The sequence below is a fragment of the Algoriphagus machipongonensis genome, assembly GCF_000166275.1.
Classification (GTDB): Bacteria; Bacteroidota; Bacteroidia; order Cytophagales; family Cyclobacteriaceae; genus Algoriphagus; species Algoriphagus machipongonensis.
This window is the reverse complement of the sequence record NZ_CM001023.1, coordinates 2,874,682-2,891,862: the sequence shown is the minus strand read 5'-3', so window position 1 is coordinate 2,891,862 and position 17,181 is coordinate 2,874,682. Positions and strand designations below refer to the sequence as shown.

Sequence of the window (17,181 nt, the reverse complement as noted above, 5' to 3'; positions counted from 1 at the left end):
ATGAGCGAAAACTGCAATCATATTGTCACTACACTAAAAAGAGACGGAACGGGAAGGAGGGATCTCCTTGACCCTAAACTGGCTCCTGAAAGTGTTCAATTGCAGGATTTTGAATTGAGCGATTGGTTGATTTTTGCCCTTAATTTTGCTAGAAAAATTCATTTTTTTCCAAGTGATTTAGCAAATGAACCCTTAGGAGACTGGAGGAATTTCTTTTCCACTATAGTTTCGGATAAGACCTTAATCAGTGATATTGAGAATTTAGATGATTTCGAGAAACTGAGGGGAAATATTGAGGAATTTCTCGCAGCATATGATCAATCTGGAAAGCTGACTCCACATTTGACCCTTTTTGTTTCCTTTCTGAAATTATTAGAAACCAGTAAAAAGCGATTTAATCAACTCACCAAAAGGCATCTTGATTTTTACTATCAAGAAATACTTCATCTTGAAAAGCAAGCTTTAAGTCCAGATCATGTATTCTTAATTTTTGAGCTGGCAAAAAACGTGTCTCAGGAAAAGCTTGATGAAGGAACTGAAGTAGATGGTGGTAAAGACGATACTGGGAAGAAAAACACTTACCTGACATCTTTTGAAACGGTTCTCAATAAAACCAAGGTTGGCCAGCTGAAAAGCTTGTATAATGAGATTTCGGTAGAAAAAGAGGAAATCAAAGAATTAAATACCCCAATTAGTACAGGTACTTTTGTCATGGCTCCTATGGCAAATTCATTCGATGGCTTAGGGGAAGATTTTCCCAAAGGTTCTGAAAAATGGTGGCCTTTTGGCTATACCAAAATTTGCAATGCTTCTACCGTACTCCCAGCACTTCCTAAAGCGAGATTGGGGTGTTCTATATCCAGTAAACTGTTAAAACTATCTGAAGGTACTCGGGATATTATTCTGGAGTTTACTTTCAATAAACCCATTTTGCCAAATGGGGAAGATTATACTGCATTAAATAAGGCGATGTCCATCGAGCTAACAGGAGAGAAAGGATGGATCGCAGGCCTTCCTATGACTCTTAAAAGTGACAGTGGGATAAATTCGGGCTCAAAAAAAATGAAGCTTTCATTGACTCTTGATAGTGAGCAACCCGCAGTAGTTCCCTATCAGACAGAACTCCATGAGGGAAGTTATGAAGTAGACGAACCATTACTGAGGGTCTTGTTTAAAACCAATGAAAAAGAAGGCTATAATTTATATCGATTGTTTAATGAGAATGTACTAACGGATCTGAAAATAACTGTTGAGGTTAGCGATATAACGAGTGTTCAGCTAGAAAATGATCTGGGAGTTTTAAATCCCCAAAAACCATTTTTTCCATTTGGTCCACGCCCCATAAAAGGTTCATCATTTATTGTCAAGTATCCAGAGGCAATGGAAAAGCCGGTAACAGCCATATCCTATCAAATGGATTATCTGAATTTGCCAGAAAATTTGGTTAACCACTATTCAGCTTACACTATTGGAGATGATGAACCTCTGGTATCTGATATGGATTATTTTTCTGTGAAGAGCTTCCCGAAATCATCAAATGATTCTGACCAATTATTTTCTGAAAAATCGGGTGGAGGGTATGAATCCGATTTTGAGTTTCAAATTGAAAATGGGGTATGGGAAAGTGGGTTAAAAAAAGAGCTGAAAATAAGCTTAGAACGTTCTTTTCTCCATGAAAAATATGCCCATTATTTTACTTTGGTTGCAATATCAAAAGATACAGACCCTACCATAGAATTGTTGCCTAATGAGCCCTATGCCCCTTTAGCTGAAAATTTAGTGTTGGGATATACCGCTATTTCATCTATTGATTTTAGCTCTAGTAGTTCAGAAAACCAAGTTTCCCTCATTCATGAAATGCCCTTTGGTTTTCAACAAGTTTTTACTCCGGGGGATACCGATAATTCATTATATCTAGTACCTGATTATTGCCATGGGGGCGAGCTGTATATTGGTTTGGAAAATGGTAAAAACCTTCAACAGGTAACCCTATTACTTCAGTTTTTGGAAGGGAGTGAAAACCCAGACATCACAGATATTTTTACCGGAAATCAAAAAATAAAATGGCAGTACTTAAGCCAAAACCAATGGCAGGATTTTCAAAGTGGTGAGATCATTCAAAACCAAACTCCCAGATTTTTAAAGTCGGGAATTTTTCAGTTTTCCATACCCAAACAAGCAAACCTTGATAATACAGTTTTACCTCCTGGTTATCATTGGATAAAGGCTAGTATGGTAAAACCTTTTGATGTGGTAAGCCAGCTCATTAACATTCATGCTCAAGCTGTAGAAGCTGTTTTTGAGGATCAGGGCAGTTCAGGGAATCATTTGGAAAAGGGATTGCCTGCCGAGACAATCAGCAAGCTGCAGGAGCGGCTGAGCTGGATTAAATCCATTCAACAGCCCTATCCATCGACAAAAGGTAAGGCTCAAGAATCCGATGAGGATTATTATAGAAGAGTAAGTGAGCGTTTAAGGCATAAAAAAAGAGCTATTACACTTTGGGATTATGAACACCTAATTCTTCAGAAATTTCCAAAAGTCTATAAAGTAAAGTGCCTGAACCATACTTGTTCCTCTTCATTCCAATCTCCGGGGAATGCTACTTTGATCTTGGTTCCAGATACGGTGCAGCAATCAGTCTTTGATATTTATCAGCCTAGAGTTAGCCAAGGCACATTAAACGATGTAGCAGCATTTGTTAATGAACTTAATTCATTTCACGTGCAAGCTAAAGTAATCAATCCCAATTATGAGGAAGTCAAGGTGGATGTAAAAGTAAAATTTAGAGAGGGGCTGGATGTCAGTTTTTATTTAACCAAGGTGAAAGAGGATATCAAGAAATTCCTTTCTCCTTGGGCTTATGATCAGGAAAGCTCGGTGGAATTTGGAGTGACTTTACATAGAAGCCAAATGATTCATTACTTGGAGCAATTGACTTATGTTGATTATATCACTGATTTGAGATTGTTAAAGCGTCAAGCTGGTTCATCTCCTTGCAACCCCATTTTTATTGAAACAACAGAGAAAGAGTATATCCAACCAAGTAACCCCAAATCTATTCTTGTATCTGCAAAGGAGCATCTTGTAACTCCCATCACTCAAAATTGCTCAAGCATATCCTTAAATAATGAAGAAGAATGTCAACATTAAATAAGCATATCAGCATTCCTAAAGATATGTCTTCCAAAGACGATCTGGATTTCCATTTTTTGAGAGAAGAAGGGATTCGTTATATCAAAGAGCTGGGAAGCAATTTTTGGACGGATTATAATACCCATGACCCTGGTATTACCATGCTTGAGGTTCTTTGCTATGCGATTTCAGACCTTGGTAACAGGATCAACATACCGATAGAGGATTTAATAGCAAATGAAGAAGGAGGGGTCAAAGGACAATTTTACAAAGTTCAAGAGATTTTGCCTTCCGCACCAACCAGTGAATTGGACCTTAGAAAATTATTCATTGATATAGAAGGCATAAAGAACTGTTGGATAAAAAGAGAAAGAGTGACTGTTTTTGCAGACCTAAAAAATCAAAAGTTATCCTATGAGAAAACTATATGGGAAGATTTAAAAGAAAACCAAAAAGCACAGTTTGATCTAAAGGGCTTGTATAGAATTTTAGTAGAAACTGAGGATGCTGACAAGGTGCTTTCTGAATCACTTGAAAAAGCGGTATTTACCAAGTTTCATGCAAATAGAAATCTATGCGAAGACTTAATAAAAGTTGAAAAAGTAGCTACTGAACCGATCTCAGTATGTGCCAATGTTGAGGTGGCTCCTGAGGCAGATGAAGAGCTCATTCATGCTCAGATCTTGATTGCCATTGAGGATTATTTGGCTCCATCACCCCGCCATTATTCTTTAAAACAAATGGTGGATAAAGGGTACACTATGGATGAGATTTTTGAAGGTCCTTTTTTAGAAAATGGATTTATTGATACGGTTGAACTAAAAGCATCCGAACTCAGGAAAGAAGTGCGATTGTCTGATATTATCAATATCATCATGTCGATTGATGGAGTGAAAATAGTTAAGGAAATCACTCTTGGGAATTGTGATGAAAATGATGGGATCGAAAATAATCAATGGGTAATCTGCATTCCAGAAAATAAGAAACCTAAACTCTGTAAAAAGACAACGATCAATTACTTTAAAGGCATTTTACCTATTAATCTTAATCCTGTAAGAGTCGATAATCATAAATCTAAAATTTTAGCCTCCAGGCTTGAAAATGATTTAAAAGCTAAGGATGATTTAGAGCCTGCAATTCCTCAGGGAACCTTCGCTGACTGGGGAGAATACAGCTCTATTCAACATGAATTTCCCGAAACGTATGGAATCAGTGATATAGGATTACCTCCAAAATTGGGTGTAAAAAGGGCTGTTCTGGCAAGACAGTTAAAAGGATACCTTTTGTTTTTTGATCAGATTCTAGCTTCCTATTTCGAACACCTTTCAAAGATAAAATCCTTACTCTCCCTAGATCAAGGCCCTAGTTTTACCTATTTCACGCAAGCAATAAAAGACATTAAAGATGTAGAGGAGTTGTTTAAAGACCCGACTTTACTTGAAAATGATGAGGAGCTAACCAAATCGCTTATAGGAAAGTTAGATGATACCATTGAGAGAAGGAACCAATTGATGGATCACTTGATCGCCAGATTTGCGGAGAACTTTAGCAGTTATGCATTTTTAATGAAATTCCTTTATGGTGAAAGTACTGATGAGATTGTGCTACAGGACAAGCAAAGCTTCCTTCGAGAATACAAAGAGATCAGTAGAGAAAGAGGAGAGGGATTTAATTTTTATGAGCAAAGCAATGACAATCTTTGGGATACGCTAAATGTATCAGGAGCTCAAAAGAGAATTTCGAAACTGGTAGGTGTTAAAGATTATAGTAGAAGAAATTTATCTGATACTGCTGTTGAGATTTATCGGTACGAACATGTAGATGGAAATTGGGTTTATCGCTGGAGGATAAGAGATGAAAATGGGAAGGTTTTGTTATCAGCTACAACTTCGTATCCTACTTATAATTCAGCAGGTAATGAGATGTACTTTGCAATTCTCAAAATACTGGAAACCCCATTAAGTGATTTAGAGAAGCTTTTAGAAGTTAATTTTAGAAATGAAAATGAAGCTGGAAGTTTCCATTTTCATAAAGCCGCCACTTCAAATAAGTTCAGTTTTGACATAATCAATCCTGTAATTGACTCTGAGTCAAGTTCTGATTTCATTGTTGCAAAACAGTATACCTATTATCCAGATCGAACTCAGGCCGTTCTTGGTGCAATTTCACTTTTGAATTTTATTAAGTATACGTTTACAGAAGAAGGGATCTATTTAGTAGAGCATATTTTACTACGTCCGAGCCCACTTGATCCTGAGTATTTAGCAATGCAAACTGATGCTGGAAAAGAATACATCGAAGGAAATTTTCTTCCTTTTTGCTCAGATGATTACGAGAACTGTAAAATGATTGACCCATATTCCTTTAGGGTAAGCATCGTCTTGCCAGGGTTTACTTATCGTTTTGCAAATAAGGACTTTAGGGACTACCTCGAAAATCTAATCAGAGAAGAACTGCCTGCACATATCGTAGCAAAAATCTGCTGGATAGGCTACAGAAAAGGAGAAGAACCAGAGCTTTTTCAAGAAGATGTAGAGAATCCAGAGACCCCGATTTTCAAGGAAAATCAATTGGAGATTTTTGAAAAAGCCTATAAGAACTACCTCTTTGAATTGACTGATATTCATAAGAGGAAAGGCTTTATAGCATCAATGAATAAATACAATCAAGTATTAAATGAAATGACAAGCTCTCTTACTGGGCTTCATACTATTTATCCCACAGGTCGACTATACGATTGTGAGGATGAGGAAGAAGAATTGGATGGCAAATTAATTCTTGGAAAAACGAATTTGGGAACTCTTTAATCTTTACCGTCATGGCTAATAAACTAAGTACAATCACAACCCAATACCACACTTACAAAGTGGATCAGGTATTGACTCATACTCAATTAAATGAGTCTATAGCTTTTTTTGAAGACCAGGACCGATTGACGCGTGTTTTTTTGAATGGAGTCGGAATCGTCTGTGGATTTAAGATCAGCAGGCCCACGAGTACCATTATTCGTGTTTCCCAAGGCATAGGAGTGACCACAGATGGAGATTTGCTGAAACTTTTAAGAGAGGCTGCTGAAGAAGATTCTCCTGGTCTTAGGATAGTAGAAGAATTCGTAGACTATACTCATTTTCGGGATTTTAACGATGAAAACAGCCATTACGAAAAATTCAATTTAGGAGAAAGCAAAATCAATTTATGGGAATTAGTACCTAAGGAAAAAGCCAACGAGACGGATCAACCCATTTCCCAAATAGGTGGTCTGGTTGATAAAATAGCGGTTTTATACCTGGAAACCTATGCTCGTGAGGCGGATTTGTGTAGTGGAATAAACTGTGATAATCAAGGGGTAGAGCAGGTTGCTCATTTAAGAGTATTGCTCACAGATGTGGCAGGGGCCAAGCACTTGCTTGCAGATGATGGAGTTTACCAAAAGCTTGATATTAAAACTCTTTATGGAAAATTAAAGAAAGTCAAATTACAAAAGGTGTTGCTGTCCAAGGCAAATACTAAAGATTTGCAAAAATTAGAAGACAGTTATTACAGCGCGATTATGGGAGCTGATATTGGAAAGCTTTCTGATGGCTTGAACAGTATATCTGAATTCTTGGGAGTAAATGTGAATGTAGAGCAAGCACTCAAAATTTTCCAGCAGAAACCCAGTTCCACCTATGTTAACTTTTTCCAGTATCAATATGATTGGCTGAGGGATGTCATTAGTACCTACCATGAAATAATCGAAACCCTTTTCAAGCTAAATGCTACATGTCTACCTGATATCAATGCATTCCCAAAACATTTGATGCTAGGAAGGGTCATTCCATCTGTTGGAACTGAGCAATACCGACATGGGTTTTACAGCTCCCCAATTACTGGAGATACTTCTGTCACCAATAAACTTCATTTATTATTGGAAAGACTACGGTTGATTTTATCCACTTTCCATACTCCTGTGACGGATATCAATATCACTCCCTCAGTATTTAGCGGAGATTTAGGAGATAAGGCAATCCCTTTTTATTACAAAGCGAACAGTGTCCTTTTGAATAATTGGAGTTTTGAAAAATCTAGAATGGGGTTCAATTCTGATATTACCAGTTATGTAAGGCAAAAGGATGAAGAGACAGGAATTACGATAGAACCATTAGAAATAGATACTGACGAAAATGATTTTTATAGGATAGAAGGACATCAGGGGCAAGGCTTCGAAAAAGCGATGATTGAAATTCAGGATTTGGTTTATAAGTACAACCTGGATTTTGATGTAAAAGCAGTTTCCATAAATGAGGCATTGGATTCCATAAGAATGGAGGATTATAAGTGTCACTTTGAAGATTTAATGGTATTGCTTGATGCATGGAATGATGAGATCAGTTGTGTTACAGGGAAGATAACCTCATTTTTCACCTCCTTAAAAATCAAGGAACTTTTAGAGGAAAATGCAGCAGCTGAATCTGAATCCGAAGTAGCTTCAATTAAAGAAACATCCAAGGTTTATCAACCAACTTCAAAGAGTGATACCATGACTTTGGAGCAATTGGCAATTTTGATAAAAAATCAGAAAATCACTTTAGCAGAAGCTAAAAGACTGTATCCTTACTTATTTGAGTCCACTCAGGATTACAAAACTGAGAATAGTAAAAGCATTCGGGAAAGCGTTATAAAAAATGTGAAAGAAGAGGAGGAATCTCTTGGATTTGTATTCCAACCAGTCTTCACTGCTGAAATGCCAGTTTACTATGGGTACAATGAAATTAAAGTTGAGGCAGAAAAAGAGGTAGCTAATTACCTAAAAGATTTTCAAATCCAAGAAGATGAAAAAGTTGCTTTAGTGGACAAGCCCATAGAAATTATTGCTGCATCCTACGATATCTCTAACTATATACCTGAAAGACTTTTTGAATTAGATAGTGGCTATATTGTTGAATATGAGACTTCTATTGAAAGTTTGTGTGAGAAACTAGACGAGTTTAGCAAGCGAGTGGAAAAACTTTCTATCAATGATAGATTGAAAAGTAGCCTGCAGTCCCGCGCATTGTATTTTACATCTGTTTGTTGTGCCGCAAATAAACTGAAAATTCTTCAGGCAGAAATTGAAGCTAGAAAGAAACACATCCTTGAGCAATTACAGTTTTCAAACTTTCATGAACACCATCCTGGTCTAGATCATAGAGCTGGAGTAAGTAAGGGAGGAACTTTTGTGATGGTCTATTACACACGACCTACCCGTGTGAGTAAAAGAGGGATTTCAATTGCTGGGTTTAAGGAAATAAGTGTTGCAGAAAATAGTTATGGAGATTTTTCAAAGACGATTGATTTGAATGAAATCAGTAAGGAGTTGAATCTTTTTACTGATCCTAAAAACTTGGAAAAGGATCTTGAAATTTTTAGAAAACAGCTATCAGGAGATAAATCTAGTTTGCATGGTTTAGATGTATTGAAGAGTAGGAATCTTAAGAGTAATTTAAAAGACAAAACGGTCATAGCAGATTTTATGCTCCCATATCGATGCTGTTCAGATTGCAATCCAATTAACTTCATCGTTCCGCGTCCAGTTATTTTCTTAAACCTTAATACCGAAACCTATTGCCTAGGTTTAGAGCAAGAGGAGATCAGCTTTGAGGTGATACCTGTGGATGGAGAAGTGACAGTGGTAGATAATGTGGCGGGTGTAATTATCTCAGGTCGATCTATTAGCATTGATCCTGGAGCATTTCCTAAAGAGATGCTTGGAGAAGCTATATCATTCTTGGTAAATGATGAACCTACAGATGCTAAGTTAACAGTTTTACAAGCTCCTACATTTGTCTTAAATCTACCAGATGGCCCGGTAAGTGATCCTAGCATTGAATTTTCTGCCTCTCCTTCATTTGATAATGCAGGGTATTTATGGGAGTTCGGAGATGGTACTTCTTCTACTGAGGTAGCACCCAAAAAGACTTTTTCTTTACCTGTAAATGCTGAAAATAAAATTTCAGTTTCATTGACTATTACTCCTGAAAATGGTGCTTGCCCAAATAGAGTTACTGGAGAAATTGTTTTTGAGGAACAGGAAGAGGAAGTTGATCTAACCTTAACTCCAAATGAATTCTGTAGGGACCAAAGTACTGAACCTGTTGCATTTGGAGTGGTTCCAGATGACGGAAATGTGACTGGTCCGGGAGTTCAACCCGGAGAAAATGGAAATGGATTTGTATTTAACCCAATCCTGATTGAAGATATAGATCTGGAAAAGGATTTAAGGTTTAGGGTAAATGGTAAGGAAACGGACTTGATCGTAAGAGTGTATCAAACTCCAGTGATTGCATTTACAACCTCAGCGGTTAATAACCCAACAAATAATTCAAAAACAGTTACCCTAACTATTACTAATCCACCTTCTTCAGTAAGAGAGTATATCTGGTCAATAAATGATAAGGACCGAGCAGGTACTTCAGAGAGCTCTTATACCGAAACTTTCCCTGCTTCAGTAACTTCATTAAAGGTTTCCGTTCTTGCTATACTTAGCAATCTATGCGAAGAAGCAAGTTCTAATGTATCAATAATAATTTTACAATCGGGTTCAGTCGACACATGTACAGATATAGGTGAGAAATGGCTTTCAGATCAGAATTTGAGGATATCGAGGTTCATGGAAAGTCCGGATTTTGAAAAAATAGATGACTGGGGACAGCAAACTTACACTCAGGCAATTAATGGAATTAAGAATGATAATGGTGCTGACATTATTGGTTTCGCTGAAATAGTCAAAAATTCAAGTCTATACTTAGCCGGTGGGGATGAGCAGAATAAACAACTGATGCAGATTTTCTCGAATCATTATCCACCATTAATTTCTTACATAATGGAGATGAATTCAAATAATGGACCAGGAGTACTTCCAATGAAAGATCTGTACAAAACCTTTGTTCAATTATTCTATACATTGATTAGATGTCAAGACAAAGAAGTCCTGATTGAAAGAGGTGCTGAGTTTCAGTTTGATGCGATTGTAAGCCGAATAACCTCTGACTTTAAAGAATTACAGGGATCAAGTATCAAATGGGATGTAAATGATGAAATCCCCGGTATCTATGAAGAATTGTTAGAAGTTTTTGATAGTGTTCCTTACCTGAAAAATGGCTTACAAAATCAATTGACTTTAATGGTATAATTTCTTGGAACAAGTAAAGAAACATATTGTCAACAAGGTGATGGTCGAATTCCATACTTCAGATGAAGAAACTGCTTTTCATATCAAAAATCATGTTTCTTCATTTTTAGAGAGAGAGTTATTCCCAGTACTGGAGGAGTACCTCGAAATGATCAGTCAAAAAGTTTCTAATAAGCATTTACAGATCCCCTCCTTAAAAATTGATCTAAAAAGCCAAAAAGATTTGATCGATAGCTTCGGTAAAACTAAAAATAAGCTGGTGCTAGATCATTTATTAAATCAGTTCAAAGTTCAGTTAGAGCAGCAGCTTAAACAATTGGAGAGTAAAGTTGTGGAGATGGAAGCCCAGGAAGGGGCTGTTCCCAAATCTATTATTGACCAAAGTTTAACAGAAAGTGAGCGTTTAAATCTCGACTCTAGTACTTCAAGAGAGATTAACACTATCATATATGTACTTCAAAATGGAAGGCTTCCTTGGTGGATTGGAGAAAATGAAAAGACTAATTTCTTCAAGGGATGGGACAATTTAAAAGACATTAAATACCTTCTGGAGGAGCCGATTTTTAGGAAATATTTAATCGAGCTTGCTGGACAAAAAGAGGTTTTGGCGCGCTTTATCAAGCAGTTTTCTGACGCACAATTATCAATTTTATTTATGGAGCTTGCTAATACTACCAACGGATTGAAGCAAAGCAAAATTTATAAATCCTGGATAAAATCAGTACCAGAAAACAAATTGAAAAATGAATTTTGGACACTGAATTGGAAACTCCTTTCCAATAAAAGCTATAAGACAGAATTTATTACTCAGGTTAATTCTTTCTGGCAAAAGGCAGTTCAAAACGATCCTTATAATTTTCAGAAAATACAGATCCTACTGAATGAAATGCATCAATTTGCCAAGGATTTTCATGGTGAAAAATATCAATCAGTAGAAGATTCCTTTTCTGTTTTCAATCAAAAGCTTAGCCTGCTTGGAAAAGATGGCAAATGGAAAAAAGCCACTATTTCTAAAAATGATCAGACAGCGCTTTTAGATGCTTGGAAAACCAAAGATTCAACAATAGAAGAACCACAAAAGGAAATTAATGATGATCACCAAGATGAGGAAACTTCAATTTTGGATGAAGGAATTCTCGTAAGTCAAGCTGGTTTGGTTTTGATTCATTCCTTCGTTAAGCCATTTTTTAAGAATGTTGGATTGATAGGTGAGGATAATCGATTGAAAGATAAAAACACTGCTGTTCATCTGTTACATTTTTTAGCAACGAAGGAGGAAGAGGCTTTTGATCATGAGTTGCTATTTGAAAAATATTGCTGCAATATTCCTTTTGATCAACCTCTGGAAAGAAATGTGGTCTTACCTGATGATATGAAGGAAGCTGCTGAAGAATTGCTTTCTGATGTATTAGGTCACTGGAAAGCATTAAAAAGTACTAGCGCAGATACACTTAGATCAGAGTTTCTGTGTAGAAGGGGAAAAATTAGTCTCCAGGGTAATCATCATAAAATGGTGGTTGAGAGAAAAGCTCAGGACATTTTACTAGATCAAGTCCCATGGTCCATTAGCTTGGTGAAATTTCCTTGGCGGAAAGAATTGTTATTTGTGGAATGGTAGAATAAAGCCAAAACACAGCATTGTTTTTTAAGGGTATATCCAGCGGGTCATGAGAGAATTGAAGAAAAAACATAAGCCAGAATTAAGTAATAATCAGGTTTCAATGAAATCCGATGATCAATCAAAGGATTTTTTTGGCGTACAGGCAAAACTTGAAACTGGAAAGCCGGGTGATAAGTATGAGCAAGAAGCAGATGCCATGGCTGATAAGGTGGTAAATCAAACTTCTTCCACTGACCCAATTCAATCCAAAGGGGCTGAGGAGGAGGAGGTACAGCAAAAACCAATTTCTGAATCCATTAGTAAAGTTCAAAAGCAGGATATGAAGGAGGAGGAACCAGTTCAGGCTCAGGAAGAAGAAGAGGTGGTCCAGTCTCAAGAGGAAGAGGAAGCTGTTCAATCCCAAGAGGAGGAAGAAGCGATACAGTCTCAGGAAGAAGAGGAGGCTGTACAATCACAAGAAGAGGAGGAAGCTGTACAAGCTGAGGAAGAAGAGGAGGCGCTTCAAACAAAGTCCGAGGCTAACAATTTGAATCACCAAAAAAGGGCTAATTCAATTGAAACTACCTTAAATCAAAGCAAAGGTTCTGGGAAAGCATTAGATAAGTCCATTAAAAATGAAATGGAAAGTGGTTTTGGTGCTGATTTTAGTCAGGTAAGAATCCATCATGATGCCAGAGCGAATGATATGAGTAAGCAAATCCATGCACAAGCTTTTACCCATGGAAATGATATCTATTTTAATTCTGGTAAATATCAACCAGAAAGCCAGAATGGGAAACGTCTGTTAGCTCACGAATTGACTCATACCATTCAACAAAAAGGAATGGTGCAAAGGAAAGTGCAAAGAAAATGGGCTAAAAATGAAACGTATAAGTCCTATGACGGGACGACTATCAAGGCTGATTTAAATTTAAAATTTAAAGCTGCAGTTCTTAATAAAAGTTCGAATGCGGCCTTAAACACATCAGGGCTTGCCAGTGCTGCGAAAAGCCAAATTGAGAATAGTTATCAAGGTAAATTAAGAAAGAAGTTATTAGGAATCGACGTGTTATATGATGTGAGTACCAGCGCAGATATTCGGGTGATTAATAAGTTGACAGACCTTAATTTTTTTGAGGAGCATTTAATGGTGGTTTTAGATGATTCCCATCCCAAAGTAAAGGGTACTTATGGAAGGGGACCATTCTATGGAACCATTGTGTATTTAAATGAAAAGCACACTCCAGGAATGATTTCTGGATCAGATAAAAATACTATTCCACATGAGGTGGGGCATACAGCAGGCTTAAAACATTTGATGGAAAAAAGGGATGAAGCTGGATTACTGGGGAATTTGATCAAGAAATTACATCATATTCAAAACAAAGATAATATGATGTGGAGAGGTGGAGGGCACCCAAGCTATAGTATGGCCGATGCAGACCAAAAACTAGATAAAACCAATCCCGATCAAATTGATCAGATTAAGAAAAACTTAAATGATAAAAAGCTCAATAAGGTAGATGTATTCAGTTTTATCGATTTAATGAAGTTGGGAAATTAAAAGCAAGATGAATTTATAAAAATTGATAGGGAATAAATGAAGTCTTTCAACTCCAAGACGTCTGACAATAATGGGGCTTCAGCCCAAAAGCAGCCTGATGACTTTTTTCAGGCCAAGTTGAATGTGGGCCAACCTGGAGATAAATACGAACTCGAAGCTGATCAAATGGCTGAGCAGGTGGTGGGTGAAATGAATGGAGGTAGCCCAGTTTCTAAAGCAGATCATCAAGTTCAATCCCAACAAGAAGAAGATGTTCAAACAAAGGAGACTTCAGAAACAGAAGGCAAACAAAAACCCCTGGCCGAAACCATAACCCCTGTTGTTCAAGCTAAAGTAGAAGAGGAGCAAGTTCAAGAGAAAGAAGAGGAGGAAGAACTCCAAAAGAAGGAGGATGAGGAAGTTCAAATGAATTCGGTTGCTGGATCGGATGAGGAAGATGAAAACAATACGGGAAGTCTTCAAGCTAAATCAGATCAAGAAAGTAGCGTTTCACCTCAACTTGAGAGTCAGATAAAATTAGGGACTGGGGGCACTGAGATGGATAAAAGTATCAGAAGCTCAATGGAAAGTGGCTTCGGGGCTGATTTTTCGGATGTAAAAGTTCATACAGATAGCTCTGCCGTACAGATGAGTCAAGAACTGGGAGCGCAGGCATTTACTCATGGAAATGATATTTATTTTAATGAGGGAAAGTACGATCCTGGAAGTTCAGCGGGTCAAAATCTTCTCGCTCATGAACTGACCCATACCATACAGCAGGGAAGTAGTGGGGCTATTCAAGGAAAGATGGTGCAGAAGGAGGGAGAGGAAGATGAAATTGCCCAATCAGGCGATAATTTCGATTTCACCACAAACCCTCCAAAAATATATGTTGATAACCTTCCTATACCAAGTTTTAAACAAACCTTCATGTCTGGGGATAATAATTTTCGGGCTAGAGAATTCAGCGGAGGAGGTAGAGAAGAGGAAAACGACCCCAATCAAGCTGGGGAATGGGATTCCATAGCTAGCACTGGGGCAGCAGAAAAGTTATTAAATGGAGGTTTACAAAATGATCAGTTGTATCGAATTACAACATCTGTAAGATCAGGAGGAAGAACCAAAAAATTTGAAAGAAATGGTGATCCTAATTTATTGGCAGAAAATTTAAAAGTTCCATTTTGGGATGACCCAAGCGGTGAAAAGGAAATTTACCAAATTGACCACAAACAAGAATTACAATTAAAAGGCTGGCCAAGGGTTAGGACTGCCGGTGGTATAGATAACCTTCACTTATTATCAAAAGAAGCTAACCGTGAATCGGGTAATCTTATCAAGGGAAACGTAAATAGAACTTTGATTAGCTTAATTGGAGCAGATGAAGATTTAAAAAATGCACTAAATGCCAGAGGGGTCAATACTTCAAGAATTAATAATAGAACGATAGACCGAAACATCAAACCAAATTACGATATCCATTACAGGAGTTTCAGTCAAGGACAAGATCCACCAAATATAAAAATTTGGGATAAGGGAAAAATTGAGAGTGGCGATCATGTTCAAAAATTACTTGATAGAGAAAAGGGTAGAAGAGCAATAAGCATTTATGATTTTCAGGACCCAGATCCCAACCCATCGTTGCCATTTGATCCTCATCCGGCTAGCCTTAACTTAGAGAATCAAATTGGATCAAGTTCAAGTTATGTCCTCTACTGGGGTGATAATCTTAATGCTCGAACTAAACTAGACTGGAATGATCCAAATTTAATTACCCAAGCTGCTTCTTCAAATTTGTTTAGGCCCCGTCTAACCATGCATGGGAAATTTTTCAATGTAGAATCAATGCAATTTGATCCTCAAATTGAAAGTGGTCAAAAAGGTCATCTAAGAGGAAAACCCTTTAAATTCAGAAAAGGAGATCGAAGAATTCTAATGTTACCGGAATTTTTTAACTGGCCTATTTATAAAATGCCAGGAACTACTTATGCTGGCTATTTAGATTCTCAAGACTTAAAGAATTTCCTCAATAATAGCAATGCTGAATTTGATTTATTAAGTCCATTTTCCATTGACAATTTGATGATAACTGATTCTGGATTAATCGGTTCTGGGACCTTATTACCATCAGTACCATTTATTTCAAGATCTAATGTAGAAATCGTTATCACAGAAGATGATGTCATGTTACAAAAGGTCTTTTCCAGTGGTGATCTTGACATGCCAGCACCATTCTCAGTTTCTGATGTTAGCTTAACTTTAGGTTATGGGATCCAAAACGGATTTGTAATTCAAGGCCAAGTAAACTTTGGTATCGACCAAGTAGGTGAAGGACATATTGGTGCTTCTGCATCAACGGGAGGTGGTTTCGAACTGGAAGGTGCCTTTAACTTTGATTCTGAGCTTTTTGATCCAGCAGAAATTAATGTAGAATACAAGGATAATATCTGGACCATAGGAGGGGAAATTGGGATTCCCGAAGGCAAGGTCAGAGGAGTGAAATCTGCCACTATCAATGCTACTTATAGCGAAAATAACTTCAGTGCCACAGGTGAAGCTGAGCTTGATATACCCGGTATTGAACGTGGTTCAATGTCTATTCAGTACGGTGAGGAAGGTTTTTCCATTGGCGGTAATTTTGATCTGAGTAGCGATATACCCGGGATCACAGGAGGAAATGTGGAAGCTCGGGTTTCTAAAGCACAGGGTGATGAAGAGTACAGTGTATTTGTTTCTGGTACTGCTCAACCCGATATTCCAGGCATTTCTTCTTCATTGTCTGTTACCTATGAAAACGGAGTGATAACCCTTGAAGGTAGAGCTTCCTATGAGCGAGGAATGCTTAGTGGTACGATAGAAGTGGGAGCAACCAATAGGGCAATTGGCGAGGATGGAGAGCCTACTGGGGAGCCAGATGAAAACTTTAGTGTTTATGGAGGTGGAACATTAACCCTTCAGTTGACGCCTTGGTTGGCAGCCACAGCGGGAGTGAAGTTTACACCAGAAGGGGAGATTGAAGTTACTGCCAGACTTGATGCCGATAGCTATGAGGTCTTCAGTAGACGGGAATTCAATAGAAATCTATTCACTGTTCCAACCATCGAAATCCCACTTTTTGCTATTCCGCTTGGGCCTAGAAGTATTGGCTTGGTTGCGCAAATTGGTGGAGGGCTTGACTTCTCAGCAGGTTTTGGTCCGGGAGAATTGAGAAATATGTCTGCTGAGATTACTTATAATCCTGAGCATGAAGAGGAAACCACGGTTGCTGGTCATGGTGAATTTGGAATACCTGCAGATGCCGGATTAACACTTCGCGGGGACTTGAGTCTTGGAGTAAGTGCGGGAATAGCAAGCTTGACAGGTGGAATTGAACTAGCAGGTGAATTAGGTTTAGAGGGAGAAGCATTAGCATCTGTAGATGTGAATTGGAGTCCTCAAACAGGCTTGGCTATAGATGCTGAAGGTAGAATCACTGTGAATCCGAAATTCACATTTGAATTAAATGCATTCGCTAGGGCAAGCTTGGGGGTAGGATTCCTGTCGGTCTCGGAAACTTGGAGGCATAATTTAGCCTCATACGAATGGGGTCCTGATATCCAGTTTGGGATCGTGTTCCCTGTGGAATATAGAGAAGGAGAACCATTTGATATGTCATTTGATGATATTGAAGTGATCTACCCTGATCTGGATGTGGTTAATATGGCTAAGGGACTGGCTAGGGATGTTAAAAACGACTTATTTGATTAAATTAAAAGT

6 protein-coding genes are annotated in these 17,181 nt (G+C 37.8%); all 6 read left to right on the top strand.

All coding sequences use genetic code 11. From position 1 onward, the window contains the following. From ALPR1_RS12070 to ALPR1_RS12045, 6 genes are read left to right on the top strand one after another with little or no spacing between them, the layout of a single operon-like run. Window positions 1-3,153: a baseplate J/gp47 family protein gene (locus ALPR1_RS12070; protein ID WP_008201031.1), complete on the top strand. Its 3,153-nt coding sequence runs from the start codon at window positions 1-3 to the stop codon at window positions 3,151-3,153. Continuing rightward, window positions 3,141-5,942 (top strand): hypothetical protein, encoded by a 2,802-nt coding sequence (locus ALPR1_RS12065; RefSeq protein WP_008201029.1) that lies wholly within the window; start codon window positions 3,141-3,143, stop codon window positions 5,940-5,942. The genes ALPR1_RS12070 and ALPR1_RS12065 overlap by 13 nt, the downstream gene beginning before the upstream one ends. A gap of 11 nt (window positions 5,943-5,953) precedes the next feature. Then, window positions 5,954-10,285, top strand: coding sequence for a PKD domain-containing protein (locus ALPR1_RS12060; protein WP_008201028.1), 4,332 nt, complete (start codon window positions 5,954-5,956; stop codon window positions 10,283-10,285). Window positions 10,286-10,289: 4 nt separating this feature from the next. Next, window positions 10,290-11,903, top strand: a complete 1,614-nt coding sequence (locus ALPR1_RS12055) for a contractile injection system tape measure protein (protein ID WP_008201027.1) — start codon at window positions 10,290-10,292, stop codon at window positions 11,901-11,903. A gap of 49 nt (window positions 11,904-11,952) precedes the next feature. Then, complete coding sequence (locus tag ALPR1_RS20360) at window positions 11,953-13,449, top strand: eCIS core domain-containing protein (RefSeq protein WP_008201026.1); 1,497 nt, start codon at window positions 11,953-11,955, stop codon at window positions 13,447-13,449. A 36-nt stretch (window positions 13,450-13,485) separates the two neighbouring features. Next, window positions 13,486-17,172, top strand: a complete 3,687-nt coding sequence (locus ALPR1_RS12045; RefSeq protein WP_008201025.1) for an eCIS core domain-containing protein — start codon at window positions 13,486-13,488, stop codon at window positions 17,170-17,172. Window positions 17,173-17,181 lie beyond the last annotated feature (9 nt).